Annotated in this window: 15 protein-coding genes and 1 pseudogene; 9 read left to right on the forward strand and 7 right to left on the reverse strand. The window is 71.5% G+C overall.

Annotation, left to right across the window (positions count from 1 at the left end; genetic code table 11):
- The first annotated feature begins 206 nt into the window (after positions 1-206).
- The 3 genes from ACIQ5Y_RS13325 (at position 207) to ACIQ5Y_RS13335 (ending at position 2,903) form a co-directional block, all read left to right on the forward strand.
- The gene (locus ACIQ5Y_RS13325) at positions 207-842 is read left to right on the forward strand and encodes a hypothetical protein (RefSeq protein WP_403879169.1); all 636 of its coding nucleotides are present in this window, start codon (positions 207-209) and stop codon (positions 840-842) included.
- A gap of 68 nt (positions 843-910) precedes the next feature.
- Entirely contained in the window at positions 911-2,512 is a 1,602-nt protein-coding gene (locus tag ACIQ5Y_RS13330; RefSeq protein WP_403879171.1) for a prepilin-type N-terminal cleavage/methylation domain-containing protein, read from the forward strand.
- A gap of 4 nt (positions 2,513-2,516) precedes the next feature.
- Positions 2,517-2,903 (forward strand): excalibur calcium-binding domain-containing protein, encoded by a 387-nt coding sequence (locus tag ACIQ5Y_RS13335; RefSeq protein WP_403879173.1) that lies wholly within the window; start codon positions 2,517-2,519, stop codon positions 2,901-2,903.
- Positions 2,904-2,991: 88 nt separating this feature from the next.
- On the opposite strand, the gene ACIQ5Y_RS13340 is transcribed toward ACIQ5Y_RS13335, so the two are convergent.
- The 3 genes from ACIQ5Y_RS13340 to ACIQ5Y_RS13350 form a co-directional block, all read right to left on the reverse strand.
- Positions 2,992-3,960 (reverse strand): MASE1 domain-containing protein, encoded by a 969-nt coding sequence (locus tag ACIQ5Y_RS13340; protein WP_403879238.1) that lies wholly within the window; start codon positions 3,958-3,960, stop codon positions 2,992-2,994.
- A gap of 71 nt (positions 3,961-4,031) precedes the next feature.
- On the reverse strand, positions 4,032-4,862 hold the full coding sequence (locus tag ACIQ5Y_RS13345; protein WP_403879175.1) for a PP2C family protein-serine/threonine phosphatase: 831 nt from the start codon (positions 4,860-4,862) through the stop codon (positions 4,032-4,034).
- Positions 4,863-4,900: 38 nt separating this feature from the next.
- Complete coding sequence (locus tag ACIQ5Y_RS13350; protein ID WP_403879177.1) at positions 4,901-7,822, reverse strand: BTAD domain-containing putative transcriptional regulator; 2,922 nt, start codon at positions 7,820-7,822, stop codon at positions 4,901-4,903.
- A gap of 80 nt (positions 7,823-7,902) precedes the next feature.
- On the opposite strand from ACIQ5Y_RS13350, the gene ACIQ5Y_RS13355 reads away from it, so the two are divergent.
- The 6 genes and pseudogenes from ACIQ5Y_RS13355 to lanKC all read left to right on the forward strand — a co-directional run bounded on the left by ACIQ5Y_RS13355 (position 7,903) and on the right by lanKC (position 15,738).
- Positions 7,903-8,445 carry a carboxymuconolactone decarboxylase family protein gene (locus ACIQ5Y_RS13355; protein WP_403879179.1) on the forward strand — a complete coding sequence of 181 codons (543 nt, stop codon included), beginning with the start codon at positions 7,903-7,905 and terminating at the stop codon, positions 8,443-8,445.
- Positions 8,446-8,476: 31 nt separating this feature from the next.
- Positions 8,477-9,478, forward strand: a complete 1,002-nt coding sequence (locus tag ACIQ5Y_RS13360) for a GNAT family N-acetyltransferase (RefSeq protein WP_403879181.1) — start codon at positions 8,477-8,479, stop codon at positions 9,476-9,478.
- A 73-nt stretch (positions 9,479-9,551) separates the two neighbouring features.
- A pseudogene (locus ACIQ5Y_RS13365) lies at positions 9,552-10,742 on the forward strand (glycosyltransferase); the annotation flags it as partial.
- Between the two features lie 18 nt (positions 10,743-10,760).
- A complete protein-coding gene (locus tag ACIQ5Y_RS13370) occupies positions 10,761-11,492 on the forward strand; it encodes an SAM-dependent methyltransferase (RefSeq protein WP_403879240.1) in 732 nt (243 codons plus the stop codon).
- Between the two features lie 77 nt (positions 11,493-11,569).
- Positions 11,570-13,078, forward strand: a complete 1,509-nt coding sequence (locus tag ACIQ5Y_RS13375; RefSeq protein ID WP_403879183.1) for a DUF4246 domain-containing protein — start codon at positions 11,570-11,572, stop codon at positions 13,076-13,078.
- A gap of 101 nt (positions 13,079-13,179) precedes the next feature.
- Positions 13,180-15,738, forward strand: a complete 2,559-nt coding sequence (gene lanKC, locus ACIQ5Y_RS13380) for a class III lanthionine synthetase LanKC (protein ID WP_403879185.1) — start codon at positions 13,180-13,182, stop codon at positions 15,736-15,738.
- Between the two features lie 260 nt (positions 15,739-15,998).
- On the opposite strand, the gene ACIQ5Y_RS13385 is transcribed toward lanKC, so the two are convergent.
- From ACIQ5Y_RS13385 to tsaD, 4 genes are all read right to left on the reverse strand, one after another.
- Positions 15,999-18,116, reverse strand: a complete 2,118-nt coding sequence (locus ACIQ5Y_RS13385) for a UvrD-helicase domain-containing protein (protein ID WP_403879187.1) — start codon at positions 18,114-18,116, stop codon at positions 15,999-16,001.
- Positions 18,117-18,281: 165 nt separating this feature from the next.
- Positions 18,282-20,771 (reverse strand): SpoIIE family protein phosphatase, encoded by a 2,490-nt coding sequence (locus ACIQ5Y_RS13390; RefSeq protein WP_403879189.1) that lies wholly within the window; start codon positions 20,769-20,771, stop codon positions 18,282-18,284.
- 96 nt (positions 20,772-20,867) lie between these two features.
- Positions 20,868-21,353, reverse strand: coding sequence for a DUF6328 family protein (locus ACIQ5Y_RS13395; RefSeq protein WP_403879191.1), 486 nt, complete (start codon positions 21,351-21,353; stop codon positions 20,868-20,870).
- A gap of 89 nt (positions 21,354-21,442) precedes the next feature.
- Complete coding sequence (gene tsaD / locus ACIQ5Y_RS13400; RefSeq protein ID WP_403879242.1) at positions 21,443-22,501, reverse strand: tRNA (adenosine(37)-N6)-threonylcarbamoyltransferase complex transferase subunit TsaD; 1,059 nt, start codon at positions 22,499-22,501, stop codon at positions 21,443-21,445.
- Positions 22,502-22,661 lie beyond the last annotated feature (160 nt).

Raw genomic sequence — 22,661 nt, forward strand, 5'->3', positions numbered from 1 at the left:
CAAGGTTTTCGGCGCAACAGTGCCGCATGCGCCTAGATGGTGCTCACGCCGAGCCTCAGTAGTCAATCATTGACAACCATGCGTACTGTGGATGTAATGCACACATCCAGACTGCAACGGGCCTGGTGGGCGAGTGCCGTCGGCCCGCTGCGAGACAGCAGAGAAGGGGCTGGCGGCACGATGGGCAGAGGCGTGGTATGTCACGGTTGAGCAGACTTTCGCGCTCGCGCGCGATCCGGCGGAGTGCGCTGGTTCTCACCGTGGCCGCGGTGGCGCTGGGCGTGGTGGTGTTCGTGCGCGGTGGGTCGGATACGGCTGCCCGAGCACAGAGGCCCGAGCGCGAGTGGTGCACGCCAGGCACTCCGCGCACCCCTCTCTGCCCGAACAGCAAGGTGTTCGACGCAAAGGAATACGCCACCCACGGCGACTCCTTCGAGTGCGACAACTTCGCCAATCAGGCGGATGCCCAGGCGGTGCTGCGGGCCGACCCCAGCGATCCGAATCACCTCGATGACGGGGGCGGCGTCGCATGTCGCGGATTGCCGGAACCGCGCGACACCACAGCGGTTCCCCAGATCGCACAGCAGTTCAAGTGCGGTCCCGGCAACGTCCGTAGCGCGCTCTGCCCGCAGCCGGATCGAGCCTTCGACGCCCGCTACTTCCTGCGCTACGGCAATGACGCCTACGACTGCCCGGACTTCGCCAGCCAAGCGGACGCCCAGGCCGTCCTGCGCTTCGCGCCGGCCGACCCGAATCACCTTGACGTCAAGGGGAAGGGCATCGCATGCCCGGACCTGCCGGGACCCAAGGACGTCAAGCCCGTGCGACGGGGAACACTGTGACGCGGCAAAGACTCGCCCGTGCGCTCGGGCTGGACTTGACCCATCGATTGAAGGAAGCCCCGACTGTCATGACACCGGATCACCGCCTGTTCCTCTTGCGCTCCAGACGCCAGGACGGCTTCACGCTCATCGAGTTGCTCGTGGTCATCGTGATCCTGGGCGTCCTCTCCGCCATCGTGGTGTTCTCCGTCAGGGGCATCGGCGACACGGGCCGCAAGCAGGCGGTCGCGGCGGACGCGGCCACCCTGCGGACAGCGGAAGAGTCCTTCTGTGCGAAGCACGGACACTACGGGGCAATCGATGATCTGATCAATGACAAGCTGCTGACCGACGAGCCGGTCTACAACATGGTGGCGACCGGTGAGGAGAACAAGTGCGGTCAGGGCGCGAACTCGTCGTACACGCTGTATGACACCTCACCGTCGGAGCGCGCAGCGGACGCGATCCCGGTGGGACCGGGTCCGGCCGACCTCGCGGTCGACGAGAAGGCCAATCGCGTGTACGTCGCCTCCAGCACGGACAACAGCGTGACCGTGATCGACGGCAAGACCGACAAGCCGATCGGTTCTCCGATCAATGTTTCGAGCGCTGTGTCCACCCCGAACCGGATCGCGGTCAACCCCAACACGGGGCAGGTCTACGTCGGGGGCACAGGCGGCGTCGCGATCATCGACACGGCCAACGGAAATCAAGTGACCCGCGTCGGCAACTTCACGACGACCGTCAGTGGCCTGGCAGTCTCGCCCGAGAACGGCGACGTCTACGTCGGCGGGGGAACTTCGGCGGTCGCCTACATCGCGGCCGGCAGCTCGTCGGCGACGACGATCCCACTGCCCGATGCGGGACGAATCGTTCTCGGGAACGTCGGTATGGACTTTTCCTTTGACGCAGCGCGCCATGAGGTGTACTTCGCAAAGCAGGGTCTCGGCAACGTCGCGAGCCCCAACAGCGGCCTCTACGCCGTCTCGACGCAGACCCACGTGGCCAGGGCCGTAGCGGATTTCCCGACGAAGTCAGGCTGCGGTGCCGGCAGCGGCTTCGGGCACCTCATGAACACCACCGTTCGTGGCGCTATTGCCGTCGATCCGAACCGCCACCGCGTCTACCTTCTCGCCAAGAGGTGCGTTGAGGACCCGGCGCGCCCCCCGGGTTCGGTTGGGGCGCAGGTCGCGACGACGATCGTCATCGATCCCAGCAACGGTACTTCAACCCCGATCGACGACCTGGTGGGAACGGGTGGCACCCACATCTCCGCGGTCTACAACCCTGCGGCAGGGTCGGTCTACCTCTTCTCCCAGAGTCCTCAGGCCAACGGGCAATGCCCCGCTTACGGGGGTCGCATCATCCGAATCAGCGGGACGGCGAGCACGAAACAGGCATTGGTCTGCCAACAGTCGCCCTTGACCACCGGAAACCCGGCGCACAAGGCCGCCGTGCTGAAGAACTTCAACAGGGTCTTCGTCGCGCAACGAAGGGTTGAAAACCCGGACCCCAAGCTTGCCTCGCCGGGCGGCCTCGGGGTGGCAGACGGCACCACAATGCTGACGCAGGCTCCGCTCGGCATGCCTCGCGAGTTCGCCTCGCTGGCCGTGAACAACACTACGGCGAAGGTGTACGCGGTCGATTCGACAAACCCATACGTCGAGGTGTTCCGGACAGGACCGGCCTAGGACCATGCCAGACCAGTCACGCAACATCCACAAGAGCCGGCATCACCGGCTACGACCGGGCCGTCGGACCTCCATCGCGATGGTCGGTGTGATCGCGGCGATCACGCTGACCGCGTGCTCCGGCAATGACGCCCCGGAGCGTGCGTTCGACGTCGCTCCGTACGTGCACAAGGGGCACGTGGTCGACTGCGACGCGTTCAAGAGCCAGGCCGACGCGCAAGCGGTGCTGCGAGCGGACGCGCTCGACCCGAACGAACTCGACAGGGACGGCGACGGCATCGCATGCCCGAACCGCCCCAAGCCGACGGACAAGAAGCCGGTCCACCGCGACTACATGACCGACCTGGACGGCGCGCCGATCAGTGAGCCGGTCAAGCCGTCGGCGACGTAGCAACACTGGAAGCGGTCATGCGCGGCACGGATGTCTTTCCGCCGCGCATGGCCGCTTTTGGCGCGTCCACACGTACGGGCCTACGGGCCTACGGCGGCGGATCGTCCTCGGGCGGGAGTTCGTACGACTCGGGCCTCGGCTCCATCCGGGCCACCATCTCCGCGAGCCGCACGCAGACCTGTTTGATCTCCTCGTACGTCCTGTCGCGTTCGGTGATGATCGCCGCGATCAGGAGGGCCGTCAGCGCCGTCGTGCCGTTGAAGGCCTGGAGCGTGACCATGACGGTGAAGACGTCCTCGCCGGCGAACGGGCCCTTGTTGCCGGCGGCGGCCAGGATCGCCAGCGTCGACACCACGAGCGCGCACGGCGCCGAGCCGGGCAGCCGGAAGCGGAAGGCCGCCCAGATCAAGAACGGGGAGACGAGGAAGAGCAGGGTCGAATCGGGCGTGCGCGTCACCAGGAGCGTGACGGACACCGTGCCGAGCGCCAGCGCCACCGCCTCCAGCCAACGGCCGGGTCCGGCCCGCGACGGCCAGCGGGCCTTGCGCAGCACGAGCAGGAAGGGTGTGACGACGAGGATTCCCATCGCGTCGCCGGTCCACCACACCGACCACGTCGGCCAGAAGTCGCCCGCGTCCACTGCTCCGGAGAGGACCAGGACGCCGCTTCCGATGGTCGAACTGATCAGCATCCCGGCGAGCGCGCCGAGGAAGACCAGCGCCAGTACGTCGCGCAGCCGGTCCAGCTCGTTCCTGAACCCGGCCCTGTGCAGCATCAGGCAGGCACAGACCGGCGCCAGGGTGTTACCCGCGGTGATGGCCAGTACCGAGAGCAACGACGGCCCGAGGAACACGTTGGCCAGGAAAGCGCCCAGCGCGATGCCGGGCCAGACGCGCAGCCCCAGCATGAGCAGCGCGGCCAGCGCGATGCCGGTCGGCGGCCACAGGGGGGTGACCTGGTCACGCACCAGCTGCTGGAGGAGGCCGAGCTTCGCGGACCCGTAGTAGGCGGCGGCGACGGCGAGAATGCGCAGCGCGGTGGACCCGTGACGACCCATCTCTGCGCTGCCCACGACAGCAGTCTGCGCTCAGATCCCACCGCCGGCGACCGCAAGGCGGCGCTCACCGGTCAGACCGCCTCCTGCGGGCCGTCGTAGCGGACGACGAGGACCGCGGCGTCGTCGCGGTGTCCCGTCAGGTCGGCCACCTTGACGACGGCGGAGGCCAGCACGTCGGGGTCGGCGTCGAACCCCGCGCGCACCAGTTTGACCACTTCGGCCAGACCGGACTCCATCGGGTAGTGCGGGCCTTCCACCACTCCGTCGGTGAGCAGCACGAGAACCCCTGCCTCTGTCAGACGCCGGTGGGTGACCGGATACCGCTCGCCCGGCACGATGCCGAGCGGTGGCCCGCCGCGGTCGAGCGCCACGCCGTAGCGGCCGCCGGCAGTGGCCCAGACCATCGGGACATGGCCGGCCCTGGAGTCCGTCAGATCGCGGCTGACCGGATCGAAGCGCAGAAAGGTGCACGTCGCGAAGAGGCCACGGCCCATGGCGATCAGCAGATCGTTGGCGCGGCCCAGCACCTCGCGGGTGTCGGTGGTCGCCTCCGCGAGGGCGCGCAGGCTGGTGCGCACCTGCCCCATGAAGGCGATCGCCTCCATGTCATGGCCCTGTACATCGCCGACCGTGAGCCCCAGTGACCCGTCGTGCATGACGAAGGCGTCGTACCAGTCGCCGCCCACGTCCAGACCGCCTCGTGACGGCGCGTACCTGGCCGCCAGCTGCAGCCCGGGCAACTTCGGCAGCCCGGGCGGGAGCATGTGTCGCTGCAGGGCCATGGCCAGCTCGACCCTGGCCCGCTGGTATTCGATCCTTTCCAGGGCCTGATCGACGAGCTGTCCGAGTGCGACCAGAAGGTCCTCGACACTGCCGGGCGGCTCAGGACGGTGTCCGCTCATCACGGCTCCTGGCTCTCCTACAGCCTTCTCACCCCACCCTAGCCGTCCTGTTCGACTGGCGCTTCGAGGCCGTCCCCGGTCGGCCCCGGCGCGGCGAGGAGGGAACGGACCTCTTCGGCCTCGGGGACGGCGAGGGCGGTGTAGAGGTCGAGTGCCTGCCGGGCGTGCTCGTGGGCGAGGTCGATCCGGCCGAGGTCGCGGTGGACGTGCGCCAGGCCGTGATGGGCGCGGGCCTGCTCGGGGCGGTAGCCGAACTCGCGGGCGAGGGTCAGCGCGGTGTCGTGTTCGGTCGCGGCACGGGCGAGGTCGCCCAGGGAGCGGGAGGCTTCCGCGAGGGCGTTGAGCGACTCGGCCTCGTCTCCGGGGAAGTCGAACCTGCGGCTCAGCTCCAGGGCGTCGTGGTGATGGCGGCGGGCCTCGTCGTGGCGGCCTTGCCGTTGGCAGAGCAGCCCGATGTTGTTCAGCACGATGGTCTCGCCGATGCGCGATCCCGTCTCGCGGTACACGTGCAGTGCTTGCCGATGGTGCTCGTGGGCGGCTTCGTGGCGTCCTTGGCGTTCGTGGACGATGCCGAGGTCGGTCAGGCATCTGGCTTCGCCACCGCGGTCGCCGAGCTCGCGGAAGAGCACGAGGGACCGTGCGCAATGGTCGTGGGCCCGGTCGTGTTCTCGCCGCCTCATGGAGACGTTGCCGAGGCCCTGCAGGGCGCGGGCCTCGGCGACCCGGTCGCCGGCCTCGCGCGCGAGGTCCAGGGCGCGGTGGTAGTGCTCGGCCGCTCGCTCGTAGGCGCCGTGCCACCAGAAGTGCACCTCGCCGAGATCGATGAGCGTGCGTGCTTCGGCGGCGGTGTCGCCGCTGAGCCGGCCGGCTCGCAGCGCCAGGTCGTGGAGGGCGAGCGCGTCGGCCTGGTGGGCGTGGCCCAGCAGGTAGCGGTGCAGGGTCGCGGCCAGTTGGCCGGTGTGCGGGAGCCGGTCGTGCTCGGCCGCGTACTGGCCGGTGGCGATGAGGTTCGCGCGTTCGGCGTCCAGCCAGGCGATCGCCTCGGCCTCGTCCCGTGGGGGCGAGGCCGGGGTGTCCGGCGCGGGGATGCGCGGCCTGCGGTTCCTGCCCTCGGGGTAGAGGTGGTCGACGGCCGTGCTCGCGGTGTGGAGATAGTGGTGGAACAGCCGGCCGAGGGCCTCGTGCCGGGCGCCCAGGGGTTCCTGGGCGGCAGCGGTGGCGAGGGCGTGTTCGCGCAGCAGGTCGTGGAAGGTGTAGCGGCCGAGCTGGTGCTGGGCCAGGACGTGCGCGTCCAGGAGGTCTTCCAGGAGCGTCTCGGCTTCGTCGAGCGGGACACCGGCCAGCGCGGATGCCGCCTCGGGGCCTATGTCACGGCCGGGCTGGAGCCCCAGCAGCCGGAACATGCGTTGCTGGTCCACCGTGAGCTGCTGGTAGGACAACGTGAACGCCGCTGCCACTCCCCGCTCCGCGGTGGCCAGCTCGGCCAGTCTGCGGCGCTGGTCGCGGAGCCGGTCGGCCAGGTACGCGACGGTCCAGCGGGGACGGTGGTGCAGGCGGGCGGCGGCGATGCGGACCGCGAGCGGCAGGAATCCGCACAACTGCAGGACATCGAGGACGGCCAGGGGTTCGGCGGCCGCCCGTTCGCCGACGATCGCCGTGAACAAGTCCACCGCGTCCGCGGCAGGCAGCACGTCCAAGGACAGGGCGTGTGCCCCGTCCAGGTCGGTCAGCCGTCGGCGGCTGGTGATCAGGACGAGGGCGCGTGAGCTTCCGGGGAGCAACGGGCGTACCTGGTCGGCGCCGAGAGCGTTGTCCAGCACGGCCAGCACGCGACGGCCGGAGAGTTCGGACCGCCAGAGCGCCGACCGATCGGCGGCCGAGGCCGGAATGTGCGGGGCGGGTACGCCGAGTTGGCCCAGCAGAACCTCGAGGGCGGCTCCGGTGTCGAGCGGAGCCTGGCCGGCGGTGTGGGCCTGGAGGTCGACGAAGAGCTGTCCGTCCGGGAAGTGCTCCGCGAGGCGGTGCCCCGCGTGGACCGCGAGTGTCGTCTTGCCGACCCCGGCCATCCCGTCGATCGCCGAAATCGTCACGACGCCGCCGTTGTTGCCCGACCACAGGCGGATCAGCCCGTCGAGTTCGTCTTCGCGCCCGGTGAAGTCCGGGACGTCGTAGGGCAGGAAGTTGATCCCCTGCGGTTTCGCCGGCGCGGCGACCGGCGGCCGCAGCTCGGGGGCGTCCCGCAGGATGTCCTGTTCGAGTTTGGTGAACGCCTGGCCCGGGTCCAGTCCCTGCTGTTCGGCCAGGGTCGCCCGGAAGGTCCTCGCCACGTGCAAGGCCTCGCTCTGGCGTCCGGCGCGGTGCAGGGCCAGCATGTACCGGCGGCAGAGCTTTTCCCTCAAGGGGTTGGCCGCCGCGTGGACGGCCAGTTCGTCGATGAGGTCCTCGTGCCGCCCCCGGGCCAGTTCCAGCTCGGCCAGGCGCTCGACGGCGGTCAGCAGCTGCCCGTTCAGGCGTGCTCTGGCGCTCTGGACGTAATGGGCGGTGATGCCGGCCAGGGGTTCTCCCCGCCACAGCGCCAGCGCGGCACGTATCCGGTCCGCGGTGTCCGCCGCGTCGTCGGAGCCGGCCCGTTCCTCGGCGATCAGGCCGGTGAACTCGTCCAGATCGAGTTGTCCCGGCTCGGGGGTGATCACGTACCCGGCCGGCCGGGTTGCCAGCATCCGGTCGGCTTCCGAGGCACGCAACATCCGCCGGATCGCGGCGATCGTGGTCTGGATCTGCGCGCGGGCGGAATCCGGAGGCAGCGGTCCCCACATGGCGTCGATCAGGCGATCCGTACTGATCGCGACGCCGGCGTGCAGCAACAGGTACGCGAGCACCGCACGATGACGGGGTGCCAGGCCGGGCGTGTCCGAACCGGGAGCCACGGCCTCCACCGGGCCGAGGACCGTGAACCGCATGCCGTCACTCCAGGGGGTCGCATCGCGTGCATCGAGGAAGCATCGGGAATGTATCAAGATCAACCGGCAGGGTTGCCCGCATGCCACTCCACACCGTTGAACCGGAGACCGCGACCGGTGAAGCCGCTGCTCTTTTCACTGCCACGCACCAGGCCCTGGGGGTCGTCCCCAACCTGGCCAGGGTGATGGCCAACAGCCCCGCCGTGCTGAAGGGGTACGTGGGCGTCCTGACGGCCCTCGGCTCGGAGGGCGCACTGCCGGCGGACGTGCGCGAGCGCATCGCGCTGCTGGTGGCGCAGGAGAACGCGTCCGACTACTGCCTGTCCGTACACGCGTTCCGCGGGACCAGGACGGCGGGGCTGAGCGCGGCCGAGGCCACCCGCGCGCGCCGGGGCGAGTCCGACGACCCCTGGGCCGCCGCCGTCCTGGACCTGGCCGCCTTGTTGGTCCGTGGCCGCGGGACCGTGACCGACGAGCGGCTGGCCGCGGCCCGGCTCGCCGGCCTGTCCGACGGGCAGATCGTCGAGATCGTCGCCCATGTCGCTCTCAACGTGTTCACCAATTACCTCGCTGCGGCTGCCCGTGTCGACATCGACTGGCCGCTCGTACGCCACACCGACTGACTCGACCCACTCGACCAAGAAGGCCACTACCTTGCCCACCTCAGTGCACGTCAATCCGCTCCAGCGCGTTTCGGCCGCCGAAGCCAACGCGTGGCATCGCGTCGTCGCGGCCTCGACGGCCCACGACCTGCCGGGAGTACCCGTCCCCGACCCCGGACAGATCCACGCACAACTCACCCGAGCCCCTCTGGGTGGCCACCGGCTGACCTGGCTGGCCACCGCCGCGGACGGCGTCCCGGTCGCGGTCGCCGGCCTGCGGGTGTTCACCTCCCCGGGCCAGGAACACCTGGCCGAACTGGAACTCCACGTCGACCCCGCGCACCGCCGCCTGGGGACCGGCTCCCTCCTGATGTCGGCGGTCGTGGCGGCCTGCCGCGCCGAGAACCGGCGCAGCCTGATCGCCACGGCCGCCGCCGACGGCCCGGGCGAAGCCTTCGGCGCACGGTGGGGCTTCCGCCGGGCGCTGACGTTGGACCACCTCCTGCTGCGCCTCGACGAGACGGACCGGGCCGACCTCCGCCAGGTCGCGGATGCCGAGCACCCCGGCTACCGGCTGACCGGCTGGACCGGAACGGTTCCCGACGGCCTCGCCGCCGCTTTCGCCACGGCCAAGAACGCGATGAACGACATGCCCGTCGGAGACATGGACTACGGCAGCGTGGCGTGGGACGCGGACCGCGTTCGCGACATGGCCGCGGTGGTCGCCGACCGCGGGGACACCCTGCTGACCGTCGCCGCCGTCCACGACGACGGCACCATGGCCGGCTACACCGAGATCCTGATCCCCCGGGGAGTGCCGTCGCGGGTCCAGCAGTACGACACCGCGGTCGTCCCCGCACACCGCGGCCACGGCCTCGGGCTGTGGGTCAAGGCCGCCATGGTGCGCCGGCTGCGCGCCGAACACGCGTCCGTCACCGAGATCGAGACGGACAACGCCGAGGACAACGTCCACATGCTGGCGGTCAACCACCGACTGGGGTTCCGTTCCTACCGGCGCACGCGCGAGTTCCAGCTCGACGTGTCCGCGTCTTGATCCGTACCGATCTCCTTCCTGTTCCATCGCCGGCCGAGGCCGGCACCCACACCACAGAAACGAGAAACACGACATGCGTGTGCTGTTGATGGCGTACGGGTCTCGCGGCGACATCGCGCCGCTGGCGGGACTGGCGGCGCAACTGCGGAGTCTCGGCACGGAGGTGCGCGTGTGCGCGCCGCCGGACGAGGAGTTCGCGGAACTGCTGGCCGGTGTCGGTGCGGAGTTGGTGCCCTTCGGGCGGGACGTGCGCGCGCTGCGAACCGGTGCTCCGCCGTCGGACGCGGCCGCGTTCGCGGCCGAGCTGGTCGCCGCGCACTTCGAGACGGTCGGCAAGGCGGCCGAAGGCTGTGACGTGCTGGTGGCGAGCGGCCTGATGCCGGCCGGTGCCCGCTCGGTGGCCGAGAAGCTGGGCATCCGCTACGTGTACGCCGGCTTCCACCCGTTCGAGATGCCCTCCGCGCACTACGCGCCGCCGCCGCGGCCCGGCCCGCCGGCCCCGCCCGGCATGACCGACAACCAGGAGCTGTGGGACCTGGACGCCCACAAGGTCAACGCCCTCTACCGCGAGCCCCTCAACGCCCACCGCGCGGCGCTGGGCCTGGCACCGGTGGACGACGTCCGCGACCACGTCTTCACCGAGCGGCCGCGGCTGGCGGTGGACCCGGTCCTGGGCCCGTGGCAGCAGCTGACGAACCTCGACCCCGTGCAGACCGGTGCGTGGATCCTGCCCGACGAACGCCCCCTGCCCGCCGATCTGGAGACGTTTCTGGACGCCGGCACCCCGCCCGTGTACGTCGGCTTCGGCAGCATGCCCCTGAGCACGGACACCGGCATCGCCCGGACAGCCGTCGAGGCTGCCCGCGCGCAGGGCCGCCGCGTGCTGGTCTCCCGGGGCTGGGCGGACCTGGGCCCGGTGGACGACTCGGACGACTGCTTCGTCGTCGGCGACGTCAACCACCAGTCCCTGTTCCGTCGGGTCGCGGCCGTCGTCCACCACGGCGGCGCGGGCACCACGACCACCGCCGCCCTGGCCGGTGCACCCCAGGTGGTGGTACCGCAGTTCGTGGACCAGCCGCAGTGGGCCGCCCGCGTGGCCGATCTGGGCATCGGCGCGGCACACGACGGCCCGACCCCGACCCTCGCGTCCCTGTCGGGCGCACTCGGGACGGCACTGGCCCCCGAGACGGCGGCACGGGCCAGGGCCGTCGCCGGCACGATCCGCACCGACGGGACGGCGGTGGCCGCGGAGCTGCTCCTCGACCGGGGGCAGGCCGCACCGATCAGCCGGGAACGGATCTCCATGATCGCCCACGCCGATCACCCGATAAAGTCCCCGCTCGACGACGACTCGGTGAGCCGCCTGCTCGAACACGGCCTCCCGCGGGGCGACGAGCGAGTGCTCGACCTCGGATGCGGCACGGCGGAATGGCTGTTGCGGGCCCTGGAGTCGCGCCCGCACCTGCACGCCGAAGGCGTCGACGTCTCCGAAGCCTCGCTGCGGCACGGCCGCCTGGCGGCGGACGAACGCGGGGTCGGCGAGCGACTGGTCCTCCACCGGCAGGAAGCCGCGGACTTCGCGTCTCCCCGTACCTTCGACCTGGTGATCAGCGTCGGCGCCACCCATGCGTTCGGCGGCCTCCTCCCCACCCTCGCGGCAGCCCGCGAGCACCTGGCCCCCGGCGGCCGCGTTCTGATCGGCGAGTCGTTCTGGGACCGCGCCCCTTCACCGGCGGCCGTCGAGATGTTCGGCGACCTCGCCGATCTCGCGACCACGGTGGACCTCGTCGTCGCCGACGGATGGACCCCGGTCCACGGCCACGTCAGCACCCGCGCCGAGCTCGACGCCTACGAATGGGCCTGCTGGGGCTCGCTGGCCTCATGGGCTCTGGACCACCCTGCCGACCCGGCCTCCGCACAGGTACTGGAGGCTGCCACCGACGCACGTTCACAGTGGCTGCACGGATATCGGGACAGCTTCGGCTTCCTCTGCCTGGTCCTGCGCCGGACATGACAGGGGCCACGGCTGCGGTGTCAGTCCGCTGAAGTAGCCTTCCCGCCACCGCACACCGACTCGGAGGACCAAGAGAATTGACCGGCCTGTCCGCTTTCCCGCTGCCCTTTCAGACATCCCGTTCCATAGCGTTCGCGACACCCCGAACGCTGCGGGAACTCGAGATGATGGAGTGCAGTGCGCACATTCGGGCCAAGCCCGGGTGGTTCGACAAGATGAACGATGCCGACGTCGTCGCCAGGTGGACGCGGGAAGCGGTCGCCCAGGGCCTCACCGAAGCGCAGGTTGGTTACGTGCTCGCCGAACTCGCGCACTACGCCGCGTTGCGGGACGAGCGGACCGGAGTCGAGGTGTCCGCCGTCGACGGGGTGTGGCAGTCGGACTCGCTGGTCGAGGACGAGCTCAGGTCCCGGTTGCGTGAGGCGGTCCGGGTTCTCGAGCAGGTCCCCGAAGCGGAACGGGACTGGCACCCCGGGTCCGACGGCCAGGTACTGGATCTGGTTCATCCCTCGCTGTTCTGCCTGGTCAAAGAGGCGAGTGGCGCGCCCGAGCGGGCTTGGCGGAACCCGACGGACCGCTATTCGAGGTACGAGTTCTCGGAGAAGTTCCAGTGGCTTCCCACGGACGTCGACGTGAGCGAAGAGGGCGACGTCTCCTTCCGTTCCTACGTCAACAACGTCCACCCCGAGAAGCACCGCGAACTGGCCTCCGTCCTGCCGGACTTGTTCGCCCGCATGCGCCCGCTGCTGGAGAACGTGCTCACCGATCTGCGCCATCCCCGGCCCCTGCGGATCGAAGCCGATCCCTACGGGTGGTACGACTCGGAGCCGGAGTATCCCGACGAATCCTCCCACGATGACGACGAGGCGTACGCGGAAGCCGTCCGTGCGTGGGGACGGGCCCAGGACGACTGGTGGGAGAACCGCCGCCCGGTCGTCCCGGACGCCCCGGCCTTCACCCCGCCCGAGTTGCCGGACGCATCCGCCCGGGTCGACCTGCGCGGCCGTGGTCTCCAGGTCATCGTCAAGCTCGCCACCATTCACCTCACCCCGGAGAAGCCCGAGTACCCCGGCGGGTCCTGGCACGTCGAGGGGATGCTGAACGAGCGGATCGTCTCGACCGGCATGTACTACTGGGACAGCGAGAACATCACCGAAAGCCGGCTGGGTTTCCGGGCGGCGCTCGACGACCCGAACTACGAACAGAACGACGACAACGGTGTGCGTGAGGTCTACGGCCTGGAGAACGAAGACGCACTGAACCAGATGCTGGGATCGGCATCGACCCCGGCGGGCCGCTGCCTGGCGTTCCCGAACGTCCTGCAACACCGCGTCGGCTCGTTCCGCCTCGCGGACACCACCCGCCCGGGACATCGCAAGATCCTCGCGTTCTTCCTGGTCGACCCGGAGCGGAAGATCGTCTCGACATCGGACGTGCCACCACAACAGCCCTGGTCCGAAACCTCGACCATGACGCTCGAACAGGCCCGGGACTACCGGGAACAGCTCATGCGGGAGCGCAAGTTCTTCGTCGACGAACACAACGAGCAGCTCTACGAACGAGAGTTCTCCCTCTGCGAGCACTGAACCCGGCGCACCACCACCGCTCGACCGGCGAGGGCGAAACTTCGGCGTGGCGTCCGGCGCGGCCGTCTTGGCCGCTCCCCACCACCCTGTGAGGAGACCCCGTGCTGGAAGGCTTCGGCGAAGCGCTCGCGGACCGGGAGTACTACCTGCCGCTGACCGGCGTGGCCGACCCCGGGCCGCGCTTCGCTCCCGGCGAGGTGCCGCCGGGTCTGCGGGGCACCGACCGGGGCATCTGGACGGTCTGGGGCGGTGCGGGGACCGGTCCGGCCGAGCAGGGGTGGAAGATCCACGTGTCGGCTCGGCTGGACCGGGCGCAGCACGTGCTCGACACGGTCGCCGGGATCTGCTTCTCCGAAGGCGTGCCGTTCAAGCACCTGAGCGCCCGGCTGTTCTTCCTGGTCCTCCATCACAAACACGCCGGGCGGGCCCAGTCGGGCAAGTTCTGCGCCCTCTACCCGCCGGACACGGCGACCGCCCGCCGGCTGCTGGAACGCCTGCGTGACGCGCTCGACGGGGAGGAGGGGCCGTACGTCCTCACCGACCGGCGCTTTCGCGACTCCCGGACGGTGCACTACCGCTACGGCTCCTTCGGCGCCCGAAGCCGGCTGCGGGCCGACGGCACCCGCGAGGGACTGGTCCGCGACGGCTCCGGTCGCGAGGTCGTGGACCTGCGGCTGCCCGCCTTCCACCTGCCGGCGGGGATCGCGGACCCCTTCGTCGAGCGGGAGGAGCAGCCGCACGCGGGCCCGATCCTGATCCGCGACTACGAGGTGACCCGCGCGGTCCGCCTGAGCAACGCCGGCGGCACCTACCAGGCGCGGGACCGGCGGACCGGCCGCACCGTCTTCGTCAAGGAGGCCCGCGCCCACAACGGCCTGGTCTTCGACGGGACCGACGCGGGGGCGCGGCTGCGGCACGAGTACCGCGTGCTGCGCGAGCTGCACGCGGCCGCCCCCGGGGTGGGCCCGGAGCCGCTGGACCACTTCACGGAGTGGGAGCACGACTTCCTCGTCACCGAGTACGTCGCGGGGCAGCCACTGGTGGGCTGGCTGAGCCGGTCCACCCCGCTGGCCCGCGCCGACCGCACGGCCGAATCCGTCGCCGCGTACTACGAGGCGTGCCGGCGCCTGCTGGCCGCGCTGGACGCCTCGCTGGAGCGACTGCACGCCTCCGGCTACCGGTTCGGTGACCTCAGCCTGGGCAATGTCATGGTCACGCCGTCAGGCGGGGTCCGGCTCGTCGACTTCGAGGCGGCCTCGGCGCTGTCCGCGGCACCCTCCGCGATGGGCACCCCGGGGTTCACGCCTCCACCCGGCCTGCTCCGGGCGGACGCCGATCCGCTGCTACAGGACCGGTACGGCTCGTCGGCGGTCGCGTTCGCCTTCCTTGCGCCGTTCCACGAGATCGCCGAACACGCGCCCGCCAACCTCGCGCTGCTGCGCCGCGACCTGGCGGACGTGGCTCCGCCGCAGGACCTGTGGCAGCGGGCCACCGCCTTCCACGCGGCGCGGGAGCAGGAGTGGGACCAGGACGGTCGCGACCGACTGCCCTCCCCCGCCGAGCTGGACGCCGATCCGCGCGGCTGCCTCGTCCGGCTGGCCGGGGAGGTGGCCGCGGGGCTGCTGGAGACGGCCGACGCCGACCGGCCGGCCTGGGCCTTCCCGCCCTCGCCCGAGGCGTTCCGGACCAACAACGTGTGCCTGGCCTACGGCACGGCCGGGGTGGTGCACGCCCTGCACCGGGCCGGCGTCCCGGTGCCGGAGGAGATCCGCGAACGGCTGCGCCGCGACACGCTGGCGCAGCGCGCCGCACTACCCCCCGGGCTGCTCGTCGGCTCGGCCGGCATCGCCCGGGTACTGGCCGGCCTCGGCCTGCTGGACGAGGCCGTCGATCTGCTCCGGGACGCCGACGACCACCCGCTCACCGCCTCCTGCGGCACGCTGGCCGGCGGGCGGGCCGGGGTCGGGCTGGGCTGGCTCGCCCTGCACCGGCTGACCGGGGACAGCGGCCACCTGGAGCGGGCCGCGGCGGCGGGGGCAGGCCTGCTGCGCACCCCCGACCTGTCGGCCGCCCTCGGCGAGCACGACGCGCGCGGTCTGCTGCACGGCCGCTCCGGGCTCGCCCTCTTCCTCCACCGCCTGGCCCGGGACACCGGCGAGGCCCGTTGGCTGGAGGCGGGCCGCCTGCTGCTCCACCAGGAGCTGGACCGGACCTTCGCGCCGGCCGACGGCTCCCTGTCCGTCTCCGACGACGCGCGGCTCACCCGTGCCATGCCGTACCTGGCCACGGGCGCGGCCGGTGTCGCGGCGGTGCTCACCCGCTACGTGGCCACCGCGCCGGACGAACGCTGCGCCGCGGCGCTGCCGGGGCTGGTCGCCGGCATCCGGGTGTCCTGTGCCCCGAAGGAAGTGGGCCTGTACCGGGGGCTGGCCGGACTGACCTGGTTCCTGACCGGGCACGCCGAGCTCACCGGCACGGACGCCGCACGCGGGGACGCCGTTCGCGCCGCGACCGGCCTGCTGAAGTACGCCGTCCCCTACCGGCGCGGTGTCCGGTTCCTCGGAGCGGGGTCGCAGCGGTTCACCGCCGACCTGTCCAGTGGCGGGGCCGGTGTCCTGCTGGCCCTCCACCGCCTGCTGGCCGGCCCGCTCCTCCCATGAACGCCTGGGCACGGCGGTGAGTGACTCCGTGCCCGGGTATGCAGTTGCCGACCGACACGACCCCGAGAAGAAAGCGGAGACAGCCATGAGTCAGATCCTCGCGCTCCAGGCACTGGAGACCGAACCGGAAGACCATGCCTTTCCCCCGTGCTTCAGCGTCGCGTGGAGCATCAGCGACATCTTCCCCGAGCCGATGTAGCCGGCCGGCCCGGGGAGGGCCGGGACCGGTGGCCCTGCCACCGGCCCCGGCCGTTCCGGATTTAGGAACGTGAAGGGCCGACGCTGCCCAGCCACAGCAGGTCGCGAGCGCGGGTCATCGCCACGAAGAGCCGACTGCGCAGCAGTTCCGCGCGTTCCCTGGCCGCTTCCGACGGCTCCGTACCGACGGCCGGTGTGCCGGCCGGTGCGCCGCCCGGGCTGCCGTTCGGCGTGGCGTCCGTGAACACCGCGTCGTACCGGGGCAGGAAGACGTTCTTGAACTCCAGGCCCTTGGCCCTGCGGTACGTTCCCAGCTTCACCGTGTCGGCGGCGCGGCCGTCGTAGTGCTCCAACTGGCACACCGGGATGCCCGCCTGGGTCAGCAGCCGGTGGTAGTGGCCGATGGCGCGCAGGGAGGGGCACAGCAGGGCGGTGTCGGCGAGCGCGCCGTCGGGCAGGGAGCGCAGGGCGGCGAGGAGTTGCCCGTCGTGGGCTTCCACCGTGGGCCCGGTGACGCGTACGACGTCACCGTCGTGGTAGGTGAGGTCGACATCGCGGCGGCCCGGGGTGCGCAGGCCGTCGAGGTCCACGAAGGAGTCGTCGGCCACGACGGTGAGGGCCGCGTCCAGGATCTGCTTGCTGTTGCGGTAGTTGGTGCGCAGCACCTGTCCGCGGTCGCCGCGGATGTCGATGTCCGCGTCGGTGAGGCGGAAGCCGCCGGGGTAGACGGTCTGCTGGCCGTCGCCGACGAGCAGCAGACCGTTGGGCGCGTCACCGACGAGCGCGTGCAGGAGGCGCACGCCGACCAGTGTGAGGTCCTGGACCTCGTCCACGATGACGGCCGCGTACAGGGGGCGTTCGCGCCGCCGTGACGCTTCGGCCAGGGCGAGGGAGAGGACGTCGTTGAAGTCGTGGACGCCGCGCTCGCCGCGCCGTGCCTCGTACTCCTCGTACAGCTCCCACATCGCCCGGCGGTGCGTGCGGCCCAGGCTCGTCCTCCGCCGCAGCCTGGGGAGGGTCGCGTACTCCTCGAAGCGGGTGAGGCCCCGCCCCTTGATGACGTAGTCGATCTCTTCGTGCCAGTAGGCGGGGGCCGGGTCGAGCGCGGCCAGTCGGCTCTCACGACCGACGTGTTTCCAGGCGAGGCTGAAGGCGGTCTCGGCCTTCTCCCGGTGCAGTCGCACCGGTATGCCGCGCTCCTGGAGGAACTCCTGTGCCCAGGAGTGGAGGCTGCGGAAGTCCACGCGGTCGGCGACGGCCGGGGCCATGGTCCCGAGGAAGGTGCTCTGCACACGGGGGAGGTTGTTGGCGAAGGTGACGTACAGGATGCGGCCGGTCGTCCGCCTGGCCAGGTAGGCCGCGCGGTGCAGGGCCACGACCGTCTTGCCGGTGCCCGCCGGTCCGCTGATGCGTGCCGGGCCCGCCCAGTTGCGTCGCACCAGTGCCACCTGATCCGGGTGGAGGAAGGTCATCCACTGCTCGATGGGCGCCGCCATCGCCGCCTTCAAGGCCGCGTCCCGCAGCCCTTCCAGGTCGAACAGCCCGTCCGGGGAGTCCTGTCGGTGGGGCTCGGGCCCCGCGTGCGACACCTGGTGGTCGATCGCCGACCCCGCATGGCCGGGGAACATCCGTTCGAGATGATCGGCGATCGCCCGGACCGACTCGGCCCGCAGCCTGTGCCGCTGCGACAGCAGCACGGGGCCGATCTCGTGTTCGCCCAGGAGCCGTATCCGACCGAGGCCCGCGTCGATGCTCCGCCCGGCGAACACCATGAGCGGCTGGACCGCCACCGGTGACATTCCGAGGGACGCCACCGCGCTCTCGGCGGCCTTCGTGGCGGCGAGCAGCGCGGCCGACCGCTCCTGCCCGGGCTCCGCGCCGGCCGTGACCTCGATGACGAAGACACCGCCGGGCCCCACCAGCAGCATGTCGGCGTTCGCGCTCTTGGTTCGCGCCCCGGTCCCGGACCCGGGTCCGGCCCCGGTCCATTGCCGGTCGACGAGTAAGCGCCATCCGCGCGCGGTCAGTACCAGCAGCTGGGCGAGGACCCGCTGCTCGTCCTCGCCGGCTTCCTTCCACCGCCGGGCAAGCCTGCGGGCGGCCTGCCAGTGCTCCCGGAGCAACCGCTCCTGCCGTCGTGCGTCCTGCGCCCGCCGCGATCCCGCCCCGCCTGCCCCCATACCAGCCCCCCTCGTACGCGGAGTGGCGATCATAGGACGCAACGCGACGGGAGCGGCAGGGTGCGTGCGGCCGGCCGGGACCTCGGTGGAGCGGCCGGGTCCCGCGCGGGACCCGGTCTGGAGGCGGCGGAAGACCTCGCGTTCGGGCCTCCCGGGCCGTCGGCTTCACGCGTCCCGCGGAAGGTGGATGTCCAGGACGCACATGTCGTCCCGCTGGGACGGGTGCAGGGCGGACAGGAGCCCCGCCAGCGCGTCCCGGTTCCCTCCGCCCATGGCGTCGGCGGCCGCCCGCCCGAGGCGGCCGAGCCCGTCGGCTATGTCCTCCCCCGGGACCTCGACGAGTCCGTCGGTGTACAGCAGCAGGTGGTCACCGGGTTCGAGGTCGAGCGTGTCCTCGACGTACACGGAATCGCGGGACGCTCCGAGGAGGGTTCCCTCGGGCGCGGGGAGGAAGCGCGCCTCGCCCCCGCGGACCAGCAGGGGTGGCAGGTGTCCGGCCCGCACCCAGGACAGGCTGCGCGACGCCGGACGGTAGCGCATCATGATCATGGTGGCCGTGGTGGCGGACGCGCCGGCGGCCGTGTGCATGAGGAGCGCGTTGAGCCGGCCCATGGCGTCGGCGAGGGCCGAACCCGTGATGATCATGCCTTTGGCGGTGAACCTCAGCTGAGCCATGGTGCCGACGGCTGCCAGCCCGTGGCCTGCGACGTCCCCGACGACGAAGAGGGCGTTCCCGTCGGGCAGTTCGATGGCGCTGTACCAGTCCCCGCCTACGTTCACCCCGCTGTCGGAGGGCATGTACGCGACGTCGACGCAGAGCCCCACCAGCTCGATCGACTGCTCCGGCACGGGCAGCAGCGCGTGCCGCAGGCCCGCGGCGATCGCCCGTTCGGCCCGGAGCATGCCCCGCTGGACCAGTACGGACCGCTCGCTCTCCAGCAGGGCGAGCTCGGCGTCACGCAGCGGGCTGAGGTCCTGGAAGAACCCGTGCACCTTCACGGGTGTGCCGTCCGCGTCCGTCTCGGCTTCGGCGACGATCCTCAGGTGCCGGACCCCGGCCGCGGTGGTGATGCGGAACGGCTGGTCGATCGGGGCCCCTTCGCCCAGGAGCTGCTGGACGGCCCCGGCGAGCACCGGCAGGTCGTCCGCGACGACGTACCGCGGGAGCTCCTCCAGCATCACGGGCCCCTCTCCGGGTGCCCGGCCGAAGATCTCGTAGACCTGACCGGACCAGTCGATCGTGTCCGTGATCAGATTCCATTCGGCCCAGCCGAGGTTCCCCAGACGCTCCATGGTGGTCACGCGCCGGTTGTCGCGTTCGCCGGTGTCGTGGCGGATCCACGAGACGACCAGCCGGGCTCCCAGCCGAGCCGCCTGGACGGAGAAGACCGAGGTCCCGGGGACGCCGCCGATGACCTCCTGGTACTCGAACGGCTCGCCGTCGTACACGGCCCCGGTGTCCAGGGCCTCGACATAGCCCTGCCACAAGGGGGTTCCCGCCACGGTGGGGTAGGTCTCCAGGATCCGGCGGCCCACGAGCTCCTTCCCCCGGCGTCCGGCCACGTCCACCGAGCCCGGAGCGGCCGCGTCGATCCGGTAGTCCTCCACCTCGCCGGACGGCGAGCGCACGGGCGACAGGAGGATCGTCGCCCCGGGGAGGGCGTCCAGGATCCGCTGGACGGCGGCGACCTCCTCGTCCGCCGGCCGGGCCCCCGAGCGTTCGAAGGCGCGCAGGGCGCCGCCGCACAGCCGCACCGCCTGCTGGAGCAGGGTCTTGTCGGCGTCGCCGAAGGGGCCGGGGAGCGTCCGGAGGAATCCGACGGCGCCTGTGGTCGGGCCCTTCCCGGGCAGCGGGATCCACGCACGCGTGCGCCACCGCGCCGGCGAGCCGATGAGCTGGTACGTCTCGGCGTCGCGCTCCGGGTCCTCCAGCCATCGCGGCTCCCCGGAGGTGATCGCCTCCAGGGCGGCGACACCGGTGAAGGGCGGGATGTCCTGCCATTGGGCGGCCAGTGCCGCGTCGATCCCCGCGTGGCCGACGAGCTCCAGGCGCCCGGACGCGTTCATGTAGATCATTACGCCGTCCACCCCGAGCGGGCCGCGCAGCGCCTCGTGCAGGACCTCCGCCGCGTCGCCCGGGCTCCGGGCTCCGGCGAGCGCGGCGGCCAGGCCGGACAGGAGCACGCGCGAGCCGGGGACGGCGCGGCGTCCGTTGCGGTAGCGGGCGGAGCTGAAGACCGACCCGTCCGTCTCCGGGGTCGGCGGGATGTCGGCCACGGAGGGCGGCGGGAACGGGGACGGCGACGCGGGCGAAGACGTGGACAGAGACGGAGACGGAGACGTGGACGACGGGGACGGGGACGGGGACGGGGGCACCGTGGGGGGTGGTGGACGGATCCCGCCGAGGGTGATCCAGCACTGCTCCATCAGCGACCGGGCCCGCAGTCCGGCCTCCCGGACCAGCGCCTCGTACGCCGCGTCGGCCGAGAACCCCTCCCGGGCCATCAGCACGCCCTTGGCCCGTTCCAGTACCGCCGTGGTGGATGCGAGGCCTTCCAGGTCCGCCACCTCGGCCCGGAGCCGCGCCACGACCTTGGCCAGGGCGAGCACCTCGGGCGACGCACCGTCACCGGTGGCCGTCGGATCCGTCTGCACCCTTCGAGCATGGCACGGCCACGGGATCCGGTGCGGGACCGCGACGTTCGCCGACCCCTGACGACCGTCACGGAACCGCGCTTCCCGCTCCCGCGGTCAGTGCCGGGCGGTGTAGCGGATCCGCGCCCACAGGGGCAGCACGAACCAGCACAGCAGGTACCAGGCGAACACGCCGACGACCAGCCACAGCGCGAGGGCGTCGTCGGTCGCGACCCGCAGCACCATCAGGAGGGCTGCGGTGCAGGTGGCCACGAGCAGGACGAGCCCCGCGAACGTCAGCCGCGCGGCCCAGGCGACCGCCTCCGGCTTGATGCGACGGCCCGAGACGATCCGGTGGAAGGCGACCGGCCCGATCAGCGCACCCGTCGCCGCCGCTCCCAGCACCACCGTCACGACGTAGATCGTCTTCTCGGCCTGCTCCAGTCCGGCGAACGCAGGGGTGAAGACCACCGTCAGGAGGAATCCGAACAGGATCTGGACTCCCGTCTGAGCGACGCGTACCTCCTGGATGAGCTCCTGCCACTGCCGGTCCGCGCGCTCCTCCGCGGTCTCGTCACGGCCGTGACCAGTGTCGGTGGGCATCCGGACGCCTCCCTGAAGTCCCGCCTCACCGGACGCCTACCCCTCGGCCCGCGCCGCATGCGCTGGGTACGGTGACGGCGCCCGGCATGTCAGGCGACGGGAAGCGAACGGCGGGCCACCGGGTGCAGGGCCGCGTACTCCAACGGCGCGGACGGGTCGACGGACACGTCCAGTCGGGCGGGTTCGGAGCCGGCCCGTACCAGCAGGTCGCCGACGGCCGCGATCATCGCGCCGTTGTCCGTGCACAGCGTCAGCGACGGCACCCGGAGTTCGACCCCGGCGGCCGCGCAGCGTTCCTCGGCCAGGGCCCGCACCCGCGAGTTGGCCGCGACCCCGCCCACCACGACCAGCGTCCGTACGCCGTACTCCCGGCAGGCGGCCAGCGCCTTGCGGGTCAGCACGTCCGCGACGGCCTCTTGGAGCGAGGCCGCGCCGTCGGCCAGCGGGATCTCCTCGCCGGTCTGCCGGTGCCGCTCGGCCCACCGTGCGGCGGCGGTCTTCAGTCCGGAGAAGGAGAAGGCGTACGGGTCGTCGCGCGGACCCGTCAGCGGGCGCGGGAAGGCCACCGCGCACGGGTCGCCCCCGCGGGCGCTCCGGTCGATCGCAGGGCCGCCGGGGTACGGCAGTCCGAACACCCGGGCCGCCTTGTCGAAGCACTCCCCCGCGGCGTCGTCGACGGTGTCGCCGAGGTGCAGGATCGGGTCGCGCACCAGGTCCCGGACCAGCAGGAGCGAGGTGTGGCCTCCGGACACGATCAGCACCACGCAGGGGTCGGGCAGCGGTCCGTGCTCCAGGGTGTCGGCCGCCACGTGCCCGGCGAGGTGGTGCACCCCGTACAGCGGCACCCCGGCCGCGTACGCGAGCGTCTTGGCCCCGGCCAGTCCCACCTGGAGCGCGCCCGAAAGCCCCGGACCGGTCGTGACGGCGACGGCGTCGATGTCGCGCAGGCGCAGCCCTGCCCGGTCGAGGGCCTCCCGGACCACGGGGTCGAACGCCTGGAGGTGGGCACGGGCCGCGATTTCCGGCACGACCCCGCCGAACCGGGCGTGCTCGTCCATGCTCGACGCCACGACGTGCGCGAGCAGCCGCCCGCCGGAGACGATCCCGGCCCCGGTCTCGTCGCACGACGACTCGATGCCCAGCACCACCGGAGCGCCCACACCGGCCCCTTTCGCATGAAGATTGTTGTTGCACATAACTTGCAATAAGGTACCCGGTCGGTTCGGTCGAGCCGTACGTCACCCGGCACACGAACGGGGGAAGGGGATTCGGCCACATCGACACGGGCCGCGCCGTACGCGCGGCCCT

Source organism: Streptomyces sp. NPDC096339 (assembly GCF_044762985.1).
GTDB lineage: Bacteria > Actinomycetota > Actinomycetes > Streptomycetales > Streptomycetaceae > Streptomyces.

Excerpts from the sequence above, each read along its gene's own strand:
- ACIQ5Y_RS13330 (WP_403879171.1), top strand. The coding sequence starts at position 911 with ATGACACCGGATCACCGCCTGTTCCTCTTGCGCTCCAGACGCCAGGAC.
- ACIQ5Y_RS13335 (WP_403879173.1), top strand. The coding sequence starts at position 2,517 with ATGCCAGACCAGTCACGCAACATCCACAAGAGCCGGCATCACCGGCTA.
- ACIQ5Y_RS13340 (WP_403879238.1), bottom strand. The coding sequence starts at position 3,960 with ATGGGTCGTCACGGGTCCACCGCGCTGCGCATTCTCGCCGTCGCCGCC.
- ACIQ5Y_RS13345 (WP_403879175.1), bottom strand. The coding sequence starts at position 4,862 with ATGAGCGGACACCGTCCTGAGCCGCCCGGCAGTGTCGAGGACCTTCTG.
- ACIQ5Y_RS13350 (WP_403879177.1), bottom strand. The coding sequence starts at position 7,822 with ATGCGGTTCACGGTCCTCGGCCCGGTGGAGGCCGTGGCTCCCGGTTCG.
- ACIQ5Y_RS13355 (WP_403879179.1), top strand. The coding sequence starts at position 7,903 with ATGCCACTCCACACCGTTGAACCGGAGACCGCGACCGGTGAAGCCGCT.
- ACIQ5Y_RS13385 (WP_403879187.1), bottom strand. The coding sequence starts at position 18,116 with ATGGGGGCAGGCGGGGCGGGATCGCGGCGGGCGCAGGACGCACGACGG.
- ACIQ5Y_RS13395 (WP_403879191.1), bottom strand. The coding sequence starts at position 21,353 with ATGCCCACCGACACTGGTCACGGCCGTGACGAGACCGCGGAGGAGCGC.